Annotated in this window: 20 protein-coding genes and 3 tRNA genes; 7 read left to right on the top strand and 16 right to left on the bottom strand. The window is 56.0% G+C overall.

Annotated elements, in window-relative coordinates:
- Positions 1-19: 19 nt before the first annotated feature.
- Entirely contained in the window at positions 20-697 is a 678-nt protein-coding gene (locus J2741_RS09555) for a 2,5-diamino-6-(ribosylamino)-4(3H)-pyrimidinone 5'-phosphate reductase (RefSeq protein ID WP_209675037.1), read from the bottom strand.
- Between the two features lie 737 nt (positions 698-1,434).
- On the opposite strand from J2741_RS09555, the gene J2741_RS09550 reads away from it, so the two are divergent.
- From J2741_RS09550 to J2741_RS09535, 4 genes are all read left to right on the top strand, one after another.
- Positions 1,435-3,633, top strand: coding sequence for a hypothetical protein (locus tag J2741_RS09550; protein ID WP_209675036.1), 2,199 nt, complete (start codon positions 1,435-1,437; stop codon positions 3,631-3,633).
- Between the two features lie 224 nt (positions 3,634-3,857).
- On the top strand, positions 3,858-4,640 hold the full coding sequence (locus J2741_RS09545) for a CPBP family intramembrane glutamic endopeptidase (protein ID WP_209675035.1): 783 nt from the start codon (positions 3,858-3,860) through the stop codon (positions 4,638-4,640).
- Between the two features lie 251 nt (positions 4,641-4,891).
- A complete protein-coding gene (locus J2741_RS09540; RefSeq protein WP_209675034.1) occupies positions 4,892-5,308 on the top strand; it encodes a tellurite resistance TerB family protein in 417 nt (138 codons plus the stop codon).
- Between the two features lie 337 nt (positions 5,309-5,645).
- Positions 5,646-6,527 carry a bile acid:sodium symporter family protein gene (locus tag J2741_RS09535; RefSeq protein ID WP_209675033.1) on the top strand — a complete coding sequence of 294 codons (882 nt, stop codon included), beginning with the start codon at positions 5,646-5,648 and terminating at the stop codon, positions 6,525-6,527.
- A 329-nt stretch (positions 6,528-6,856) separates the two neighbouring features.
- Here the strand turns inward: J2741_RS09535 and J2741_RS09530 are convergent, their stop codons facing one another.
- Both J2741_RS09530 and J2741_RS09525 read right to left on the bottom strand, forming a co-directional pair.
- Positions 6,857-8,308: an MFS transporter gene (locus tag J2741_RS09530; protein ID WP_209675032.1), complete on the bottom strand. Its 1,452-nt coding sequence runs from the start codon at positions 8,306-8,308 to the stop codon at positions 6,857-6,859.
- A 219-nt stretch (positions 8,309-8,527) separates the two neighbouring features.
- Positions 8,528-8,601 (bottom strand) — tRNA-Phe (locus tag J2741_RS09525).
- 89 nt (positions 8,602-8,690) lie between these two features.
- Here J2741_RS09525 and J2741_RS09520 point away from each other — a divergent pair.
- Positions 8,691-9,674, top strand: coding sequence for a DHH family phosphoesterase (locus J2741_RS09520; protein ID WP_342452255.1), 984 nt, complete (start codon positions 8,691-8,693; stop codon positions 9,672-9,674).
- Here J2741_RS09520 and J2741_RS09515 read toward each other — a convergent pair.
- Positions 9,664-10,455, bottom strand: coding sequence for a hypothetical protein (locus J2741_RS09515; protein WP_209675031.1), 792 nt, complete (start codon positions 10,453-10,455; stop codon positions 9,664-9,666). The genes J2741_RS09520 and J2741_RS09515 overlap by 11 nt on opposite strands.
- Before the next feature lie 41 nt (positions 10,456-10,496).
- Between J2741_RS09515 and metG the strand changes: the two genes are divergently transcribed.
- Complete coding sequence (metG, locus tag J2741_RS09510; protein ID WP_209675030.1) at positions 10,497-12,488, top strand: methionine--tRNA ligase; 1,992 nt, start codon at positions 10,497-10,499, stop codon at positions 12,486-12,488.
- A 207-nt stretch (positions 12,489-12,695) separates the two neighbouring features.
- On the opposite strand, the gene J2741_RS09505 is transcribed toward metG, so the two are convergent.
- The 6 genes from J2741_RS09505 to J2741_RS09480 form a co-directional block, all read right to left on the bottom strand.
- Positions 12,696-13,316 (bottom strand): HEAT repeat domain-containing protein, encoded by a 621-nt coding sequence (locus J2741_RS09505; protein ID WP_209675029.1) that lies wholly within the window; start codon positions 13,314-13,316, stop codon positions 12,696-12,698.
- Positions 13,317-13,391: 75 nt separating this feature from the next.
- On the bottom strand, positions 13,392-13,592 hold the full coding sequence (locus J2741_RS09500) for a hypothetical protein (RefSeq protein WP_209675028.1): 201 nt from the start codon (positions 13,590-13,592) through the stop codon (positions 13,392-13,394).
- 620 nt (positions 13,593-14,212) lie between these two features.
- Positions 14,213-14,878 (bottom strand): hypothetical protein, encoded by a 666-nt coding sequence (locus J2741_RS09495; RefSeq protein ID WP_209675027.1) that lies wholly within the window; start codon positions 14,876-14,878, stop codon positions 14,213-14,215.
- 158 nt (positions 14,879-15,036) lie between these two features.
- Positions 15,037-15,630 (bottom strand): PKD domain-containing protein, encoded by a 594-nt coding sequence (locus J2741_RS09490; protein WP_245249481.1) that lies wholly within the window; start codon positions 15,628-15,630, stop codon positions 15,037-15,039.
- A 599-nt stretch (positions 15,631-16,229) separates the two neighbouring features.
- A tRNA-Asp gene (locus tag J2741_RS09485) sits at positions 16,230-16,302 on the bottom strand.
- A gap of 24 nt (positions 16,303-16,326) precedes the next feature.
- Positions 16,327-16,432 (bottom strand) — tRNA-Tyr (locus J2741_RS09480).
- A gap of 130 nt (positions 16,433-16,562) precedes the next feature.
- Here J2741_RS09480 and J2741_RS09475 point away from each other — a divergent pair.
- Positions 16,563-18,092: a 2-isopropylmalate synthase gene (locus tag J2741_RS09475; RefSeq protein ID WP_209675026.1), complete on the top strand. Its 1,530-nt coding sequence runs from the start codon at positions 16,563-16,565 to the stop codon at positions 18,090-18,092.
- 24 nt (positions 18,093-18,116) lie between these two features.
- On the opposite strand, the gene J2741_RS09470 is transcribed toward J2741_RS09475, so the two are convergent.
- The 6 genes from J2741_RS09470 to J2741_RS09445 are packed head-to-tail and all read right to left on the bottom strand — an operon-like array spanning position 18,117 to position 20,303.
- Complete coding sequence (locus tag J2741_RS09470) at positions 18,117-18,479, bottom strand: prefoldin subunit beta (RefSeq protein WP_209675025.1); 363 nt, start codon at positions 18,477-18,479, stop codon at positions 18,117-18,119.
- A complete protein-coding gene (locus tag J2741_RS09465) occupies positions 18,476-18,733 on the bottom strand; it encodes a KEOPS complex subunit Pcc1 (protein ID WP_209675024.1) in 258 nt (85 codons plus the stop codon). The genes J2741_RS09470 and J2741_RS09465 overlap by 4 nt, the downstream gene beginning before the upstream one ends.
- Positions 18,723-19,130: a hypothetical protein gene (locus J2741_RS09460; RefSeq protein ID WP_209675023.1), complete on the bottom strand. Its 408-nt coding sequence runs from the start codon at positions 19,128-19,130 to the stop codon at positions 18,723-18,725. The genes J2741_RS09465 and J2741_RS09460 overlap by 11 nt, the downstream gene beginning before the upstream one ends.
- On the bottom strand, positions 19,127-19,261 hold the full coding sequence (locus J2741_RS09455; RefSeq protein ID WP_209675022.1) for a DNA-directed RNA polymerase subunit P: 135 nt from the start codon (positions 19,259-19,261) through the stop codon (positions 19,127-19,129). Before J2741_RS09455 ends, J2741_RS09460 begins: the two co-directional genes overlap by 4 nt.
- A 6-nt stretch (positions 19,262-19,267) precedes the next feature.
- A complete protein-coding gene (locus tag J2741_RS09450; protein ID WP_209675021.1) occupies positions 19,268-19,555 on the bottom strand; it encodes a 50S ribosomal protein L37ae in 288 nt (95 codons plus the stop codon).
- A 43-nt stretch (positions 19,556-19,598) separates the two neighbouring features.
- Positions 19,599-20,303, bottom strand: coding sequence for a ribosome assembly factor SBDS (locus tag J2741_RS09445; protein WP_209675020.1), 705 nt, complete (start codon positions 20,301-20,303; stop codon positions 19,599-19,601).
- Between the last annotated feature and the right edge of the window lie 3 nt (positions 20,304-20,306).

Genomic DNA, 20,306 nt, shown 5'->3' with positions numbered 1-20,306 from the left:
TAATCCGTCTCCGGCACTCCTATCTTCTGACCCTCCAGGTGAGCAGGACTCCTTCCTCGATCCGCACGGCAGATTCAAGGTCAAGGCGTATAAATGCGTCTTCCCGTGTGAACCCGGTTCCGTCCGCCAGGGTGGGCGCGCTCGCCCCGCCGATGATAATATTCCCTACGAAACAGGTCAGTTCGTCCACCAGGTCCGCCTCGAAAAGGGCCCAGATCAGGGTCCCCCCTCCCTCGACCATCAGCCTGCGGATCCCCATGTCGTACAGGCTGGAGAGGAGCACCTTCAGGTCGACACGATCCCCTCCCGCCCGGATGACCGTCGCGTACTCACCGAGGAGCGTCACCTTTTCCGGGTCTGCACGATTGGTGCAGGCGATGACCCTTCTCCCTCCCCCCTTGTGAAGGACCGATGCATCGGCCGGGCAGCGGAGCGTACTGTCCACCACGACCCGCACGGGGTTCTCCTCCACCCCCCGCTTCGTCCTCATCTCCCTGAGCGTGGGAGACTTGACGGTAAGGGAGGGGTCATCGGCGAGGACCGTGCCAATGCCCACCATTATGGCGTCGCTCTCCGACTTCAGCCGGTCCACCCTCGAAAAGTCCTCTTTTCCCGAAATCTTCACCTGGCGCCGTTCCCGGGTGGAGAGCTTCCCGTCGGCGCTCATGGCAACATTCACCCATACATGGGGCCGCATGGTAGAGTGTTGGGAAATATTCTATTAGTGATCATCGGTACGGCGGTTTTCACAGAGGGGATGGGACATGACCCGGAACCCCGACCCCGGACTCAGGGAATGTGAGGATGATCTCCCGTCGGAATATCGGTCTTCGTGCCGAACTACCTGTTGCTAAACCGCCGGCATCCCTTCCACTGGCAGCCTTATCACCCGTGATCTCCAATATTCTCCCATTCATGGCCTCAGAGAAGCGTAGTCCGCCTGACGCGACATCATCTCTCCTGCACCTTTCGGAGTGCCTCGGGGATGTGTTCGCCGGACCCCCGGGGGATTGCGGCCATCTCCCGCAGATACTTCTCCGCTTCTTCTCCCCGCTCGGGTGGCACAGGGTATCACCCGTTCGTATTCCCGCGTGTTTCCTGCCGGATCCCGGACTTTCATGCTTCTATGTGGAACAGGATGTCTCATACCCCCCGCTCCCCCCGCGATTCCTGCGGGCACCCGTTGCAGTCCTCGCACCGGCCGGGCCCGGGGAACGGGAGAATTCCCGGGATAAGGAAACCATACTGCAATGGGCCTGGAACACAAATCATCCGTGCTGTGTCCTCTTCACTCCGGAACGCTGTGCACTGCAGGACACTTCTGCGGTCATTCAGGGACGACCCCCGGGATCCAGGACGATCTCGGCCTGGACCCCGGGACTGCCCGGTGAGAGTGCAGAGAATTTTTTACACTCGATCTCTCCGGTCCCTCTTTTGTGGAGGGTTGCCCGGCACGACCGGATCCTTCCCGGTGAACCGGATGAAACTGCACTCACCCTTCGGGACGCACTGATTTCCCGGGTGAAATACTGGCGAGAGGGGGTCGAACGGATCCTGAGATCCGCCGATCCGGGCCTTGACCACGAGAAACGGGATTTGAGAGCGATGCAGATCGTGTGTAATCTTATCCTCGAACACATGGACCTGGAACGGGCGCAGACACCGGGTAACCGGCCACGTTTAGAAAATGGCCCCGGATCACACTTTCCCTCTCTTTCCGTCGAAGGGCTTGAAGGTGAGCGGCTCCGGAGGCTCTGTATGCATGACTTCGCCGGCCCTTCTCTCCTGTTCTCCCCGATTCCCCCGGAGCTGTACAGCCGGGTGTTTTCCATCGTACTCCATGAAAAGGAGCACCGGCTCCAGAAAAAGCGGAAAATGCCGCACCATGAACTCCAAATTCCGCCGAATCCCCCGGGGGCGGTGAGCGGACTGGCAGCGGCGTTGTTTTCGGAGGGGCTGTGCCGGGAATATGAGGGGATGAACCCGGTCAGGGTCCTCGATCCCTGCTGCAGGACCGGGACGTTCCTGCTCGAACTTTCCGGGATATTCCATTGTTTCCGGGGAGACGGAGGCGGGATGCCGGAACATACGACCGATCGGCAGGATTCCGGACCAGTTATCACGCTGTACGGCGTGGACCCCGACCCTGTCATGCTGGAGTGCACGAGATTCGTGCTTTTCCTCCAGCGTTACGGTGGTTCAGGGAATGACACGGGCGATGAGGCGGATTTCTCCTCCCTTTATCGCAGGGGGGAGGAACTGCCAGGTGTCACCCTTGTACGGGGGAACGCAATCATCGGTACCGATATTCTCACGGACCTCTTCCGTGCGGAAACAGGCACCCTGCAGGAGCAGAGGCTCTTTCCTCTCGACTGGCCCGCCCGGTTCCCCTGGGTGGAAGAGGCAGGATTCGAAGGCATCGGGGGGGAGTTCCTCTTTCCACCCGAACGGCTTCCCCGTGCCGTCCGGGATTACCTGGCGCGGAAGTACCGATTCTTCCGGCCTGCCGCCGGGCTCGAGGACTGCTATCTCGAACGAATTCTTGAATTCCTCCGGGAAGGCGGCATTTATTCCGTAACATTTCCCGGCAGGTGGCTCTCGGCTATCGTTGATGGGGATGCCCGGGATATGATCTCCGGGAAAGAGATTCTCACGGTCCTGGAATACGGACCTGAGCGCCACGGCACAATTTCCCACAGGGGCGAGGGGTACTGTGTCATCACCGGAAGAAACGCACCCCCGGCAGGGTCCGTCGGGGTGATTCATGCATCGACGGGAAGGCTTCCCGGGCCTCTGATGACCCCCCGGGAGGAGATCCCCGCCCCGACCGGCAAAGGAGGCTGGAGTCTCAAAGACCCGAGACTAGGCGAACTCCGGGCGCATATCGCGAACCACGGCACCCCTCTCTCCCGGTACCTGCTCGGGGAGATCTTCCGGGGGACACTCCCTCTGGGGTTCAGGCGGGAAGTCCCACATTCCGCGCCCGGGGGGGGGCGACCTGATTCCTCCCGGCCGTATGCAAGGGGCTCGTCGGTAATCCCGTATGTCAGACTCGTCCCCGACGGATACCTCGGCCCGGACGAATCCTGCAGAGTACCATCCACGTCAGGGCATCCCGCCGGACTGGAAACGGCCACGGACTCCTGCCGGGAAAACGAGGAGGACGGGGAACTCGTAATCGCCACAGGGGCTCATTCCCTGATGGCAACTATCGCCGACCAGGGTATGTGCTATGACGGGGGAATACTGCATGCACCCCATCCGGACCTCTATCTCGTCGGGGTGATCAACTCCTCCGTCGCCAGGTTTTACATGATATTCGGCGAGGAAAAAACACCCGGAAGCCCGGGAAGTACTGCAGTCTCCCGGGCGATGGCATTCCCGGTCCACGTGATAGATCCCGCATCGGCGGAAGAATCCCGAACCTGGGAACGGATCAGGATGCTTGTCGAACGGATGTTCCACCTCGCCCTGTTGGTCCGTGGCCCCGATAAGGACGCCTCAGAAAGGCTTGCGGTCCGCATAGGACATACGGCGATGGCGATCGATTCTCTGGTGTGCGGGCTTTACGGGATCGACCCCGAACGGAAGAAACTGATGGATGAATATCTCGACCGGTACCAGGGCCGGTGAGAAAAAACATCTTCGTAATCTGTATAACAGGAACGCAGGCCGTTTTCCTGCCGATCCTGATCGCCCTTCCCATTCCAGGGGTCCTATTGTCCTGCGATGCGCAAACAATAAGACTCCCGGCCGGACACGGTCCTCCTCCCGAAACTCCTGACCGACATGGAGATGTAGTTATTTAGGATGCAGGCCACATAGCTCGAATTCCGGTTATCGGACAAGGTGTTGCAATGGAGGTACAGAAGCCCGGGATTCTTCCGGGGTTTATCGTGAGGCACCCGATCGGCGGAGCGGTATACTTTCTGATCCTGTTCCTGCTCGTCGGAACACTTGGAGGAGCCGTCGGGATCCTTGTGACCGGAAGCACGCTCACACTGGTCGCGATCGCCGAGGGGTCTGCGGGAATCGTAGGAATTCTGTTTATCTTACGTCTCGGATGGGTGAGGCGGGCAGGATACGCAACATCCGGGAGGCTGGGCGACGTTCCGCTGTATATCCTGCCCGCGGGAATTGCCCTCCTCTCGCTCTCGGAAGGGACCGTGGAATTTTCCGCCGTTACAGTGCTGTATTTCCTTGCGGTGGCGCTGGTCATCGGCGTATCGGAGGAGACCTATTTCAGGGGACTGATGCTTCAGTCCCTGGTCTCCCTGGGCATGTTCAGGACCGTTATGATTTCAGCTGCCCTGTTCGCATTGCCCCACCTCCTCAACGCCCTCTCCGGGGCATGGGACCCGGGCTTTACCCTTGCAGACAGTTTTGCCGCGTTCGGCCTGGGGGTCGCGTTCGCCGCCATTCTTTTCAGGACCGGCACGATCTGGCCGGTCGTAGGGATTCATTCCCTGACCGATTTCACCGCACTGCTCTCCGGAGGGACGCTCTTTGTCCCGGCCCAGTCGCCGATCCAGCTCGCAACAGTTGCGGGGGCAGGACTTCTGGCACTGATGTACGGCCTGTTTCTCATTCGGCCCGGAAAAGAGATCCGTTTGCATTCATCCGTATACTACGAAACCTGAGCAGGGCCGGCAGATAGACCCCTCAACTTCCGGTGAAACCCGGCACTCTGACTTCCTGTCGTCAGATTATCTGCTCACTATACACCCGAGTGAACGGAAACTCAGTTTCCGTCATCGCCTAACCCTGCATCAGTCCATGGTCCTGTCTCCCCCAGGCCGGATTGATCGGTTCATGCAGGTAACCTGCGCCAGGGAAAGGAAGATATCCATTCAGGTTCATATCACTGTGGAATCGTAAAGAGGTGAATCGTATGGGAATTTTTGACAAGCTTACAGGAAGCAAAAATGTGCAGCTGACCCCGAAATCAGCCCTGGTCCTCTCCGCCCTTACCGTAGTCGCGGCGGACGGGGTAATCGACGAGGCCGAACTCGGAGACCTCGCAAAGATTGTCCGCGGTGATAAAAAGGCCATAGACACCGCTATTCAGGTTCTTCGAACAACCCCGCTGCCGGAAGCAATCGATATGGTGAACAACTGCCTTGACGAGAAACAGAAAATCTCCACCATCGCGATCCTCGCAGACCTCGCAATGGCCGACGGAGTGCTCGTGGGCAACGAGCAGAAACTGCTGCAGCAGTACGCGGAGAAGTTCGGAATTTCCGAAGCAGTACTCAAGCCCATTGTAGACACAATCGCATTGAAAAACGATTTTTCAATCTTTTCCTGAATCCTTTTTTTTCTATTCTCGCAATCTGACTATATATCCGGTCATTCGTTGTGTCCCGGGCGGAACATGCGGGACCTTCTTCCGCCCTACCGACGCATCGGTCATTTCCCGGCAGTTAAGCCACGCAAACCCAGCCTTGTCAGAGCTGTTGCAAGGATTGATAGCTCCCGCGCCTCCGCGGAGCGAATCACACAAATCATATTTAATCACGACACTATCCCTGAATTGGAGCATACATTGACACACATGATTCAGAAAAAATGGCGTTGCCGGAGGGTCAAGTCTATGATAGCGAAAGCCGGCTCAATAAAAGTAGTATTAGGCAGGGGTTGAAATCATGACCCAGTTCGATCCTTTCTTCATCGCCATTGGTACTTTGGGCGTGCTGATATTCGTGATTACCAGCATGCTCGGTATGGGGTTTGGCCTGACCTTCTCCCAAATCCTGACCCCGCTTCGGAATAGAACGCTGGTCATCATGTCTCTCGTTGCCAATTTCGTTCTCGTGCCTATCCTGGCTTTATTGATCGTGAGAATCATCCCACTCTCCGAGGGACTGCAGATCGGCCTGATTCTGGTTGGTTTCGCCGCAGGGGCGCCATTCCTGCCAAAGCTGGTCCAGATGGCGAAAGGCGGCATGGCGTTCACCGCAGGGCTGATGGTCCTCCTGATGGTGGTAACCATCGCCTACCTGCCCATAGTCCTGCCACTCGTGTTGACCGGAGTGCAGGTCAATCCGTGGGAGATCGCCCAGAGCTTGATCGTGCTCATGCTGATTCCGCTCGCTGTCGCCCTGTTAATTCGAGCCAGGTATGAAGAGGTGGCCAAGGGCCTGATCCCCACTATGAACATGGCAGCCAACCTGTCCCTCGCGGCAATGTTCATCGGATATTTTGTGGGTTATTGGGATGTAACCTACGGAGTTCTTGGAACCGGTGGAATTCTGGTGTCCATTCTCCTGGTGGTAGGCGCGGTTATCATAGGGTACCTGCTGGGGGGGACCGATAAAGACAATAAAAAGGTTCTCGCACTCGGGACGGGTCAACGAAATTTGGCCGCGGCGTTTGCCGTTGCCTCCAGCAATTTTGCCGCCGATCCGGAAGTACTGATAGAAGTAATGGACGTAGCGGTAATTGGATTTATCATCCTGATGATCATTGCGGGAGAGCTTGGCAGGCGAAGTGCACGGGGGGCTGGGAAGAGCGTTACGGCGACATAATATGATGGTAAAAAAAATGAAGATTTAAAAATCCATTAAATGGCATAAAATTAGATAATCACCATTTTTATGAAGTTTCAAAGATGTTTCAGCCCGGGGTTTCAGAGAGAGAATATGCAATGCTTTACATCCTGAAGACCACATGGTGCCAGAAGCAATCCCCATCCCCTTCCTTTTTGCCGCCGCCACGCAAAACAAAGGAAAATCAAAGGGACCCAATTCCGGCCCGGACCTGTCACCCCGCTCTCACCTTGATTCAGCCCGTCAGGATCAGTCCCGAAGAAACAAGCCCTTTTCCCGGGGTTCCTTTTCTTCTCAATTCTCCGGCTTCACGCGATCTTCCCGGTCTTCCGGATGAACAGGCCCGCGATAAACATACCGATTACCACCAGGATCATCGCAATGAACGCCCATTCCATTCCCTGGTTGACCGCTGCATCGCTGATCCCAAGTGACAACAACGGCTGGCCGGAAGGGAGTGACAGCGACCGACCGGGGAACAGCCCGGCCACGAAACCGAGGGCCAGGACAATCCCGATGACTGCAGTTCCGAGAGAACTCCCCAGCTGTCTCGTAGTATTATAGATACCTGATGCATCGGTCTGGCGCTCGCTCCGGATAGAAGAGAGGGTGAGGTTGGTCACCTGGGAGAGGACGATGCCGAGCCCGATCCCGAACAGGAGGCTCCCGGAGAGGATGTCATAGACGGTTGTGGTAAGGGTAAAGACATCCCTGATGGCTGCCAGTCCTGCACCGGTGAGAGCAATCCCTCCGAGAAGAACATATTTTGGTTCGAACCACGACGCGAGCCGGGCGCCGAGGATGGAGAACACGACGATCGCAAGGGACATGGGCAGAAGGGCAATACCGGTTTCGTATGCGCTTGCACCCGCAACGATCTCGTAAAACACGGGAAAGAGGAAGATGAACCCGGCAGTGATAAATTTCTGGCCGATTGCAACGACATTCCCCGCAAGGAAGGAACGCGTAGGAAGTATGGTCACATCTACCAGGATGTCTGTTTCCTTCCCGATCTGCCGCCGTTCCCAGAGGTAAAACCCGAAGAGAAGGATGATCCCACCAGTGACGAGGAAGGGGACGAGCACCCATTTTTCCGGCTCTTTGACGAGCAGGATCCCAAAAACGAGGGCGATAAGGCCGAAAAACGAGAGGAGTGCCCCCCCGATATCAAATCTTTTCCAGGATGTCGTCGGACGGGTTTCCGTAAGCACGCGATGAAACGCAAAGATGACGAGCAGGATTACCAGTTCGAGGACAAATACCCACCTCCAGGAGTAAAAGGTGGCCAGGTAACCACCGAAGATAAGGCCGAAGATGCTCGCTGCCGCTGCGATCCCGCCCCAGACACCGAAGGCAAAAGCCCGTTCTTTCCCCTTATACGCCCCGGTAATGAACGTTACCGTTGCCGGGAGCATCAGCACCGTGCCAATCCCCTCGAGTATCGACCAGCCGAAAAGAAACATGCCTGCGTCCTGGCTTATTGCGGCGATGAAGGTCCCAACGCCATAAATCGCGGCCCCTGTCATAAACGTCTTCTTCCTCCCGATGATGTCCTGTATCTTTGCCCCGATCAGCATGGAGGAGGCTTTCACCAGGGTATAGAGGGTAATGATGGAATGTATGGATGTGAGGTCGGTGTTCAGGCCTACGGCCAGGGCGCTGAGGGAGACTTCAATCGTGGTGGTGTCGATGACCAGGATGAATGCCGCCAGGCTCACGATAAAGAGAACGCCCCAGGGGAACGAGCGGTGCTGTTCCATAGATCAGAATGAACAGGACACCTGATATGTAGATATCGAAGTGAGGTTCATGGGACTGTTTCCGAATCGATTTGTATCGGTCCATCGCACCTCCGGTTGGAGAGGTTAATTGATGTTACAGAGCAGGTATTTCGTCGTGATATTGCCGGAAGATAAGGGATCGATAAGAGACATAGCGTGAAAAAGTTCGAGGAGAGGATTTGGAACTACTGTTCCGGATGCCTCAGCCCGGATTTGAACCGGGGACAACCAGATCTTCAGTCTGGCGCTCTCCCGAACTGAGCTACTGAGGCAGGGTAACAGTATTGAACGTGCAGGTTGATAAATGATCTGGTTTTTAGACCGATGTACGACAGGAATCACATTTTTTCCATACGAGGCGGTGGATTTTCTGAAAAAGACTTCACGGGATAAAGCGGCAGGAGCGGGGAAGAGCGGAATCGGGGAGATGATCGCGTCACGAGAGACCGGGGTGGTGCACCTGACCCATAACGATCTCGATGCAGTAGGGGCGGATGCAATCCACCGGATGAAATTCGGGAAAATCGTCAGCGTCTTCTGCTCCGTGGGGAGTTTTCCCTCGATCCTCGGGCAGATCAGCGGTATCCATGGAAACGGGGACCTGCTCAGTATAAGCGACCTCGGGTTCCAGCAGCAGGCGGTCGCACCGCTGAAAAACCTGAAGACGAACGGATGGCGTATAGAATGGCGGGACCATCACCGGTGGAAAGATGAGGAACTCCGCATCGCCGGTGAGATCGTCGACCTGCTCTCGGTCGATGTCACCACCTGCGGGTGCGGATTGTGTGCGAGGGACCTTATGCCGGGCGATCCGCAGGCCGCGGAGGTGGCACGGGTGGTATGTGACTATGACCTGTGGAAACACGAGGACCCCCGTTCGGCGGTTCTCGGGATCGTGCTGCAGAAGCGGAAGAACCGCGATTATGTAAGGGATGCCATGGTGAAGGGAGTCCTGTCGGACGAGACGATCGAACGGGAATACAGGGAGATCAGCGATGAGATGGAGGCAATGATGGAGAAGAGCGAAAGGAGGGCAGTCGTAATGGGGAGCAGGTACAGGATCGTACTCGCACCCCTCTACGGGTATCCCAGCGAGACCGCGGCCCGTCTCAGAAAAGACCTCTCTTCCGATATGGAAGTCCTGATATCGCCCGGCGGACGGTTTTCACTCAGGTCCGTCCCCCCGATAAGCCACCTCATCGCCCGGGAATTTAACGGTGGCGGACACCCCAATGCCGCGGGAGGGTCGTTCGATTTTTCGTTATGGGAGAAATTCCTCTTCTGGTTGCGCGGGAAAAATTCAAAATTCGACAGGTTCGTGAAGATCGCAGAATCTATTGAGTGAATACAGAGGATTCAACCAGACGTTTCCAGTACCCGGGGCAGTCTTCCCGGCAGTACCCTCCCGCCATCACCTGGTCCCGGTCTTTCCATTCCAGGAGCCGGCCCAGGGAATCCCGATCAGGCTCGCAAAGGGTTACGGTTCCTACCCGGAACTCATCCGAAAGGCCGGCCAGCACATCGAGGTCCCCAGGAACCACGGCCACATCGCGCTGGTATTCGAGAAGGGTGGAGAGAGAATCCACTTCATTCCTTGTTATGTAAAAATATGTTTTCTTCCCCGAAAGCCGCTCAATCTCCTCTTCCACGGCACCATCTGCCACGATCACGTGTCCCGCGACGCCCTGGTCCCGCATCTCCCTCATAATGACCTGGTAGTGAGAACAGAGGGCATGGAGGGCATCTTCGTCATCGGAGTAATATTCGTTGTCCAGATCGAGGAGGGAGGGCGCGGGGATAGCACACCAGGCGCAGGAGGAATGCCCCCTGATTATTCTCCCGTCACCTTCCACAAGCCCGGTTTCTAGCCAGAGTTCGCCCGCGATCTTCCTTTCACGGATCCCCGGGGTGCATTCGAGTATTCTTTCGTCATAGAAAGGCCCTCCCGCGCATGGCATTCCGATGCCCGCTTCTATCTGGGGAATAAGCGTTTTTTCCAGGCGGTAAAGAAGGAGATCTCCCCCTTTCCCCGACCTGGTGCCCACCCATTCCGACAACTCGGTGATCCCGGCCTGGGGACTATCGGATCCGAACGATCTGGTGGGAAAAAACAGTTTTTTGGCCATCTCGTTATCTTATTTATAGCATCATTATCAAAAGCATACTGATGAGTGATCAACCGCTGCTGGTGACCTGCGGACTCCCTTATACCAACGGTCCGTGCCATATCGGGCATTTGAGGACCTACGTGCCGGCCGATTTTTACGTGCGCTATATGCGGCGGTGCGGTGAGCGGGTAGTTTTTGTCTGTGGCTCGGATAACCATGGGACCCCTATCGTGGTCAGCGCGGAGATGGAGGGGATCTCCCCCCGTGAGATGTCCCAACGGTATCACGACCATTTCGACCGGACATTCAAACGGATGCAGGTCTGCTTCGATCACTTCGGGATGACCGATGATCCCACCAATCACGATCGCACGCGGCAGATCGTCTCCTCCCTTATAGGGAACGGGTATGTCTATTCCCAGGTGGTCAAGCAGAGTTACTGCACCCGGTGCAGGAGGTTCCTCCCAGACCGTTACGTGGAGGGGATATGTCCCCATTGCGGGACTCCCGCCAGAGGTGACGAGTGTGACCAGGGGTGCGGTCGTCACCTGGAACCCGGCGAGATCCAGGAGCCGACCTGCAAAGTTTGCGGTACGAAGGCCGAGTTCCGCGACCAGGAGCATTATTTTTTCCGGCTGAGCGATTTCAGGGATTTCCTGCTCGAATACCTCCCTGGCCTGAAGGGAACCCTGAACGCAAGAAATTATGCCCTGGGCTGGGTGAAAGACGAGCTTCACGACTGGTGTATCACCAGGACTCTCGAATGGGGGGTCAAGTTCCCGGGAAGAGACGACCTTGTCGTGTATGTCTGGGTCGACGCCCCTATCGGATACATCTCCTTCACCGAGGAATGGGCGAAAATAACCGGAAACGACTGGAAAGAATTCTGGTGCGGGGAAAATCGCATCACCCACTTCATCGGCGGGGACATCATCTACCACCATTGCATCTTCTGGCCTGCGTTGTTGAAAGGAGCGGGTTACGGCCTCCCCCATGCGGTGGTTGCGAGCGGGATGGTGAAGGTCGACGACCACAAGTTCTCCAAGTCCAGAGGTTACGTGGTGTGGACTAACGAGGATTACCTTGACCGCGGGCTCTCTCCCGACTACCTCCGGTACTACCTTCTTTCGTACACCAATCACACCAAGGAACTGAACTTTTCCTGGACTGTGTTCCAGGAGCGGGTCAATAACGAACTGGTCAATACCCTTGGCAATTTCATCTATCGGAGCCTTTATTTCGCCAATAAAGAGTTTTCAGGGATACCCGATGACCCCGTCGACGCACTCGTTCTCGAAGAGGTGAAATGCGCACTTGCGGCGGTAGACTCCGCGATGAGGGAGTACGAGTTCAAGAACGCAATCGATGCCATGATGGGACTCGCCGCATTCGGCAACAACTACATCCAGTCCAATGCTCCATGGAAACTGGTCAAGACCGATCGCGACCAGGCGCGGAAGGTCATCAAGAACTGCCTCTTCCTGGTCCGGGCTCTCGCATTGCTTTTCGAGCCGGTGATCCCGGAGAAATCCCAGAAGGTCTGGGAGGCGCTCGGGTATACGGACCAGGCAGGTTCCCATCTCCTTCGGGACGCAACCGATCCTCTCCTTGGGGGCGCAATCCCCGTTCCGGCACCGCTTTTCGAGAAGCTCGAGGACGGTCTTATCGCCGAGCTCGATCTCCTCCTCCAGAAACGGGTAAAGGAGGCCGGAGCTCCACCGGCCCCGAAAATGGAGGAGATATCGATCGAGGATTTCTGCAGGATGGATATCCGGATCGGTAAGATCCTGAAGGCCGAACCGATTCCAAAATCCAAAAAACTTTTGAGACTTATCGTGGATTTGGGCCAGGAGAAACGGCAGATCGTGAGCGGTATCGCCCAGTTCTATACCCCGGAGGATCTGGTGGGACAGCAGGTCGCGGTACTGGCGAACCTTGCCCCGGCGACGATCTTCGGGGTGGAGAGCAGAGGAATGATCCTCGCCGCCGGCGATACCGCCTCCCTCCTGGTCCCGCTCACTGTTGTGGAACCGGGTACGAAAATTCGTTAAATTTTTTCCGGATTCAAGCACGTTGCTTCGAAAAGAAGACGCGTGAGCCGCCCCCCGGGCGGGCACATCGGAAACTTTCGGATAAAAATGGGTTAGAAAATTTGAGGGTGTCCGGTTCATCCGGTACTCGTATCTCATACCGGACCGGATGCGGACCATTCAATCCGTGGGCACGGGATCATCCCAGGGTCGGTATCAGCCCGGAAATCAATCCGTGTTCTCGTCATCGAGTTCCGGGCCGGAAAGCGTAAAGCCCGCGAGAGCGAGTGCCATGGCCTCACGCACCTCGGGATTCTTTTCTTTTTCCATTGCCATGGCAACGGCGGAGCGGGCCCTCGGAAGACCTATCTTTGCCAGCGATACCGCTGCGATCCGCCGGACGAACTCGTTCTCGTCCTCCAGCCGTCCGATCAGTGGCTCCAGCGCTAAGGGGTCTCCTATCAGGCCCAGCGATTTCGCGGCCATATAGCGGACATGATCCTTCGGGTCATGAAGTGCCTCGATCAGGGCGGCATCTCCCGGGCTGTAACCCATCAACCCGAGCGCTTCGGCCGACCTGTACCGCACTCTCCACTCTTTGTCCCTGATGAGGTCCAGAAGGGCTGCTGTCGCGGGTTCGCCCATTTCTGCGAGTGCCCTCGCCGCCTGCTCCCTGACCCCCTTATCCTCATCCTTCATCCCCGCCACGAACAGCGGCAGGAGATCGGGGTCCTTCTCCCGGGAAAGAAGGAGGATCGAGTACCGCCTCGCATGAGGGTCGGGGCACTCCCTTGCACTTCTCACCAGAACTCCGCGGCCGCGATCGTAATCGGATGCATGTTCCTCCATACTTATTCCATTATATTATGAGGATTCAATAACCCTCTCATCGAAGGCCCGGAGGCACCGGCCGGCTCTTCCGGTTCACCGGGCAAATCCCATCCAGATGAAGAAAATCCCTGCCGCCACAAATACGATGGTTACAGGAAAGGGAAGACCCGGCATCCCGATTGCCACGGGGATCACCGCGAAGAGGATCAACAGTATCCCGATTCCAATGGGGGGCACCCCGCTCTTCACCCCGAATAACGGGCAGCAGGGATTGGCTGATTTCGGTTCTGTCATGCTTCTCGCAGGGTCCAGACTCTGTCATCCCCCGGTATAGTTCTTTTCTCTCTCCTTCTGCGCAAGGTAGATCCCTGACGCATTTATCATATCGCACTATACGGTTTATAGTTGAAAAATCAAAAATATCGCCGTATTTTGAAAGGCGTTCGGAATTACGAAATGGGGGAGATATCGGGTCACAATTTTCTTTTAATAAGGGAGGAGACGGAGGATACAACGATGTGAATGCATCTCCCTGGATTGTTCTTTCGAAAAAAACACGACCACGACAATCACCGGCAACGACACCCGTCCCTGAGATTATTCAGGATCTCCTGTCGGCCCCGAATACCGCTTCGATCCCCCGCGTAATCAGATATCCCGGATTTTTGTACTGGCATTAAAATCCTTGTTTTGGATACCTGTTAACCCGAAATCGACGCAGGGCCATTCATTTCAGGGACAGAGGGAAAACAGCCGAACAACGGGGCTATCCCAAAAATCCTTCTCATTACGTTTCACAGGATTCGCTCTGCCGCTGCGGCAGTCCCCGGCACATAACCCTGGACGTAATAGTTCGAAAGGTGATCAGGGATTTCAACGAAGCAAAAAAGAACTAAAGGGTAGAAAATACCGGGTCAGCAGCAGGAACAGCCGAAGGGGCATACAGTGGGAACAATATTCACTTCGGTCACCTGTCCCTCATAAATCGTAGCCTGACCACACCATAATACCCCGGTGGAGTTGTCGTGTGAGCTGGTGGTGGCCTTCAGATAATAGTGACCCGCCAGGATATTATTCTCGTAATACACCGGAATCGCCCCTCCTGTGTGCCATCGCATATCATATCCCGGCTCCACGTCCTGTGCAAAGAAATCCGATTTTATCCAAAGGTAAAGCTGCCCCTCATAGCTGGTCTTTACCAGAAGGGATCCAAAGCCTCTCGAAGAGGAAGGGATGATCGGGGTCGTGGTGGGGATCGTGGGGATCACGGGGAGAGGATATACGGTCGGAGCAGGCCCGGGAAATGGGTAGGTTATCGTCGAATTCCTCACCGGCGGTCGATAGGGGTAGGTGATTGCGAGTAGAGACGCCTGTGGACCCGACATACCCGGTTGAATATCCGCAACAAATGATCGGGTGGAGAGTAATGAACTCTCGGTTACCCCCCCGGATCTCACCTTTTCAAGCAGGTTCCGAACCTGTGTCTGCATCGGGCCCTGGTTCACCCCGGCAAGCACCGGGGATACCAGGAGCGCGATGACGCACAATATCGCAAAAATTCTCAAATTCCCGCTGAACATGGGATCATCTCCATTACGTACAGCATCTTACTGGCTTTCGACAGGAAAAGCATTCCGCTGCAGATTCATTGTAGCCAGCCGGTGATAAAAGAGTATCCATTCAAAAAAAAGTCCATCCGGGCCCCGACCTCGAGATAATCTCCATGAACTGCCGGAGTTTATGTGGATAACCTTTGCCTGATCAACAGGGCCGCAGTGGAACCACTTTGTCCAGAGTGAAGACGGTTTTGCAACAGATCCTGTTCTGCAGTAGAAATCTCGGTGGGAATTGCCGGATCTCCCAATACCAGAATCCTGGTAGCGCTTTCGACACCCCTGTAGCTCCCCGTGGAGTTATCGGATACTAGTTGCCCGGAAATGCTTGGAAGCGAACGTTGACCGATGAACTCCTCAATATCGGCCGCGGAGAAACTGGTCTTTGGCGGTGACGAACTTCCTGGAATCACTCCGGAACCGGGTTGCACAGCCTGGATCGTCCCGGTCACGGTGACCAGGTTCTCTTTCCGGATCACGGTGGATATTCCCGAATGGACACCACCCTGGTCAAATACCGTCCCCGCAGTCAGGGTAACGGTATACGTCCCCGCGCTCGAGTAGGTATGAACAGGGTTCTGCAGGCTGGAGGTGCTCCCGTCCCCAAAATCCCAGAGCCATGAATTCGGTCTTCCCGAGGATTTGTCGGTGAATTTTACCGTCAGGGGTGCATCCCCCGAAGTGACGTTTTCAGTAAAATCCGCCTGAACCGTTGTCATCAACACCGGCCTTGGGGGGAGACTGCAGGACGTATTAAAAGGGCAGGGACAAGGTGTCGGGCAGGGGGAAATGGTCTGGTTAGGGTCGTAGAACGGACAGTAACAGGGATAAAAGGGATAACTCACATTGCTCTGGTTAAAAGGGCAGAGACATTGCGATGGGGAATAACTGGTATTGCCATGGGAAAAGTTTGGCAAAAGACAGGGGCAGCTGGCTGAAGCCGCCTGGAATACCAGGAACCCGCAAAAAGTCAGCAATAGTAATCGTATCATAATATTTCCGGAGTCCATCGCGATCACTGAATGTATCTACGCCGGGCTATATGAAATTATTTTCAATCCGGCCGGGATAGTTCTCCCCTGGAAGGACAGGTCCGCCGGCCTTTGTTTTTCCGGAACACCGCACTTTCGTCCATGGGCTGTCATACCCGCATATCTTGATTTTACTTGTTTCCGATTAGGGAGAAATGCCGGAATAGAGATTATCACGGAGGTCAGCCCGAATATAAAATTATAAAAAATATCAGGTCACCTTGATTGACTTAGCCTAGAAAAGTGAGGTAGTCTTCCCTGCACAGATTATGGCGAAAAGATTGCTACGCCCAGGTCGGAATTCGAATCCGAGTCGTCTGCGTGACAGGCAGACATGATAGGCCGCTACACTACCTGGGCACCGTTGTTTCGCGCTGGAAGATATCCCGCCTCCCGGAGTCGAACCGGGGACATCGCGGTAGCCGCGCAATTTGCCTGAACGGCAACTCATACTACAGCCGCGCACTCTACCAGGCTGAGTTAAGGCGGGTTCTGCGCTCATCATATATGGAGAGGTAACTTATTAAACGTTCCGATTTACGATATCCTCGCGAGCCGTTCCCGCGACTCTTTTATACTTCGGGCGCATTGTAATAGGTGTATGTCTCCCATAACAAAGGTTGCGGGGAATTGTTTTCTTCACCGATAGCCAGTCGACCAGAAAAGTCACTGTCTTTGATACCACCCTCAGGGATGGCGAACAAACGCCGGGTATCTCGTTTAAATTCGAACAAAAACTGGAGATCGCTCGCCAGTTATCCTCAATCGGGGTCCATGCCATAGAGGCCGGTTTCCCTGCGTCCTCGCAGGGAGAACGGGAAACGGTCCGGGCCATCGTTGATCTGGGGCTCGACTCGGTAGTCTGCGGGCTCGCCCGTTCGAGAAAGGAGGACGTGGATACCTGTCTCGACTGCGGGGTCGACATGGTGCATGTCTTTATCCCCACTTCCGAGGTGCAGCGGGTACACACTATCCGGAAATCTCCCGAAGAAGTGCTTGATATCACCCGGGAGATCGTGGCCTATGTCCGGGAACACTGCGACCAGTGCATGTTCTCTGCGATGGATGCCACCCGTACCGAACCGGAATACCTTATCTCGGTGTTCCGGGCGGCGGCAGAATCCGGGGCCACCATCATCAATGTACCTGATACCGTCGGGGTTTATGCTCCGTCGGCGATGCGGGCCCTCGTCTCCCGCATTGTCGCGGATGTGGACTGCCCGGTTGACGTCCATTGTCATAACGACTTCGGCCTCGCGGTGGCGAACACCATCACCGCGGTCGAAGCGGGTGCGTCGCAGATGCAGGTCACGGTGAACGGACTCGGCGAACGGGCCGGAAATGCGGACCTTGCCCAGTCGGTGATGATCCTCGAGACCATCTTCGGGATCCGGACGGGGATTGATCTCCCCCGGTTGGTCGAGACCTCCCGGTTGATTTCACGGTATTCCGGGATCGGCATCCCGCCCATCCAGCCAATCGTGGGGGACAACGCGTTCTCCCACGAGAGCGGGATCCATTCCCACGGGGTGATCGCCTGTGCCGCCACGTTCGAGCCCGGGATCATGACCCCCGAGATGGTGGGGCACCGGAGAAAGCTCACCCTGGGTAAGCATGTAGGCAGGCACGCGGTCCGCCAGATGCTCCAGGAGGTGCACATGAACCCCTCCGACGAACAGCTCGATGCCATCGTCGAGAAGGTCAAGTTCATCTCGGTCAAGGGGAAGCGGGTGACCGATGCGGATCTCTATGAGATTGCGGAGAGCGTCATGGGGCTTGAAACCGGTAAAAAGGTGATCCAGCTCGAGGATATTGCCATCATGACCGGAAATCATGTTATCCCCACCGCAAGCGTGAAGGCACTGGTGAACGGAAAAGAGCATGTCTTTTCCAGCACCGGCAACGGGCCCGTGGATGCCGCATTGAAGGCCATCCTCGGTATCCTCCCGGCACGGATACAACTCAAGGAGTTCAACATCGAGGCCATTTCCGGGGGGTCGGACGCGATCGGTCACGTGACCATCGCGGTCGAGGATGAGCACGGGCATGTCTTCGATGCGAGTGCCTCGGGCGACGACATCGTGCTCTCGTCTGCCGAAGCGATGATCAATGCCATAAACTTATTACAGCGGGTAAAAGGCCCGTTGTGAACAGTTTTTTGAAGGAAAAAAGAATTAAGAGGCGTTAACGGGGGCCTTGCCCTCCAGCGCCTGCTTGATCTGGGCCTGGAGTTGCTCGAACTTGCCCTGGAGCATGGTCTCCTGCTTTTCCAGGGATTTTACCCGGAGTTCCAGGGTCTCGATCTTCTCGGTCAGGTTCTTTTCGACTTCTTCTTTCTTCTTCTGCATCATTACGGTACCTACGCTCAGGTACACGGGTGCATCCTCGGCAACGTCCTTTAGCTCCTCCGTCGCCCTTTTCGCTTCCCGTACCGCCATCTCGTACTGGGTCTTTTGTGCCCCTATGGTCTGCATCTGCTGCTGGATCTGTTGCAGCATGGCGATCTGGTTCTGGACTTTTGGTGAAATTCCATTCATGTGTCGTGTTCTCCTGGTCTTTTAATCAGGTCCTGCATCTCTTTCGCGACATTGATCAGGCGGAGCCACATATTCAGTGCCGCCCGCAACGCAGCGATATCCCTGGCGGTTACCTTCAGCACCAGGGTCTCGCGTCCTTCGAGCCGGCATTCCGCCCTTGACCGCTGATTCTTCTCATCCATCTCCGGTGCCACTGCCCCGAACAGGTATACCGCGTCGGGGTGATGCACCCGGAATATCGCCTCATGCCGCATGGATAACCACGGTGAGATGGTAACGGGTTCTTCTCGTGCCGTCGAAAGAAAGCATATCCTTGCCTCCTTTTGACAGGGTCACCGGTACATATGATTTCAGCAGTTCATAAATAGATTGGTTTGAGGTGAAAATCCCGGATTTGAACTCGTCTTCACGCCGGGAGACCGAGACCGAGGTGGCGATGATCTCTCCTGAGGGCACCCCGTGATCGAACGCCTGGATCCTCATCTCTCCCTTTTCCCGGAACACAATCAAAAAAAAAGGGTCCTGTTCCCCGACTTCTTTCATCCCCATCTTACCCCTCACCATGTACCGGCATTTTGCGGCGAATGCGAGGTCCTTGGCCAGGGCACGCACTTCGGATTCAGGCTTTCTGGACGTGGTCACCGTGGTCATCGAGCTTTCAGCTCTTTGATCCCGGCACCGCGTTCTTTGAACAGGATCCGGTGGCCGCAGTAAGGGCACCGGACGTTTACGTCGATCTCAACCTTCTGTTTGCATCTGGCACACTTGTAGGTACTTGCCACTGTCCTTCACGCCTCCTTCTGGAGCGCCCGGTCAATGGTCCGGAGTGCTACCCGGAGCTGCGGGGTCTGCGGCTGGTATGCCCCTCCGGCAAACTTGAACCCGCACTTCCGGCACGCCCATATCCCGGTTCCTTCCCGGCGCACCGCAAGGACATCACAACGGGGGCACGGGTGAACGGCCTTTGATATCTTCTCGGTCTCGGCTACTCTTTTCCGGATAAATCGTCCATACCTGGGGCCGAATCTTCCTGCGCTTCCGGTCACCCGTCCTTTTGCTTTCTGTTGCCTGCTCATAGTGACTACCCTGATAGCTGTCTTATATAATTCGTGGTCTGCATTAATATACTTGATTGAGGATCTTCACCTCGCCCTGACCCTTGGTGAGCCGGTTGATCAGGTCGTAGAGATCAGACTGGATCCCGGCAGGTATCCTGAGAACGCATATCCAGGACCCGTCCTTCTGCCATTCCTCGCGTTCCATTGTGCCGGCGGCCTGGATGTCACCGTAAGCCTTCGGCGCATAATCCGCGGGTATCTTTACCGCGATCCTTATCTCCTCGAATTTTATGGGAATAATGGGCCGAAGTGCCTTGACGGTCTCCTTGACCTGTTCGTCGAGGTGCTTGAAGGGGTCAATATTGACCCTCGCCTCCTCCATCGCCATCTCAATCCGCTGCGGAGGATGGGGAAGGCCGGTCTGGGGGTTGATCGCGTTCCTGGAAATGAACGCTACGACCTGTCTCCTTTTCTCGGTGATCATGTGGCGCCGCTGCTCGGCGGTGAGGTGGATCTCTCCTTTCTCGATGATTCTTTTTGCAACCGGGCTAAAATCAGTCGTATGGAAGACTTTCTGGAGGGATTCTTCCGAAGCGCGTGTCGCATGGGATGAGTTCTCGAATACGAAGAGTGCCGCGACCACGTCCTCGATCTCCAGCGGTTCCCCCTGGCGGAACCTGACCGCAAGGTCCGGGTCCACCAGGATCTCGAACCGTTCGCCGTGGCTGTCGAGCCGGGCTACCACTGCCTTTTCGAGTGGTATCATCCC

The organism is Methanolinea mesophila (assembly GCF_017873855.1).
Classification (GTDB): domain Archaea; phylum Halobacteriota; class Methanomicrobia; order Methanomicrobiales; family Methanospirillaceae; genus Methanolinea_B; species Methanolinea_B mesophila.
The sequence above is the reverse complement of the archived record's forward strand: the minus strand, read 5'-3'. Positions and strand labels throughout refer to the sequence as shown.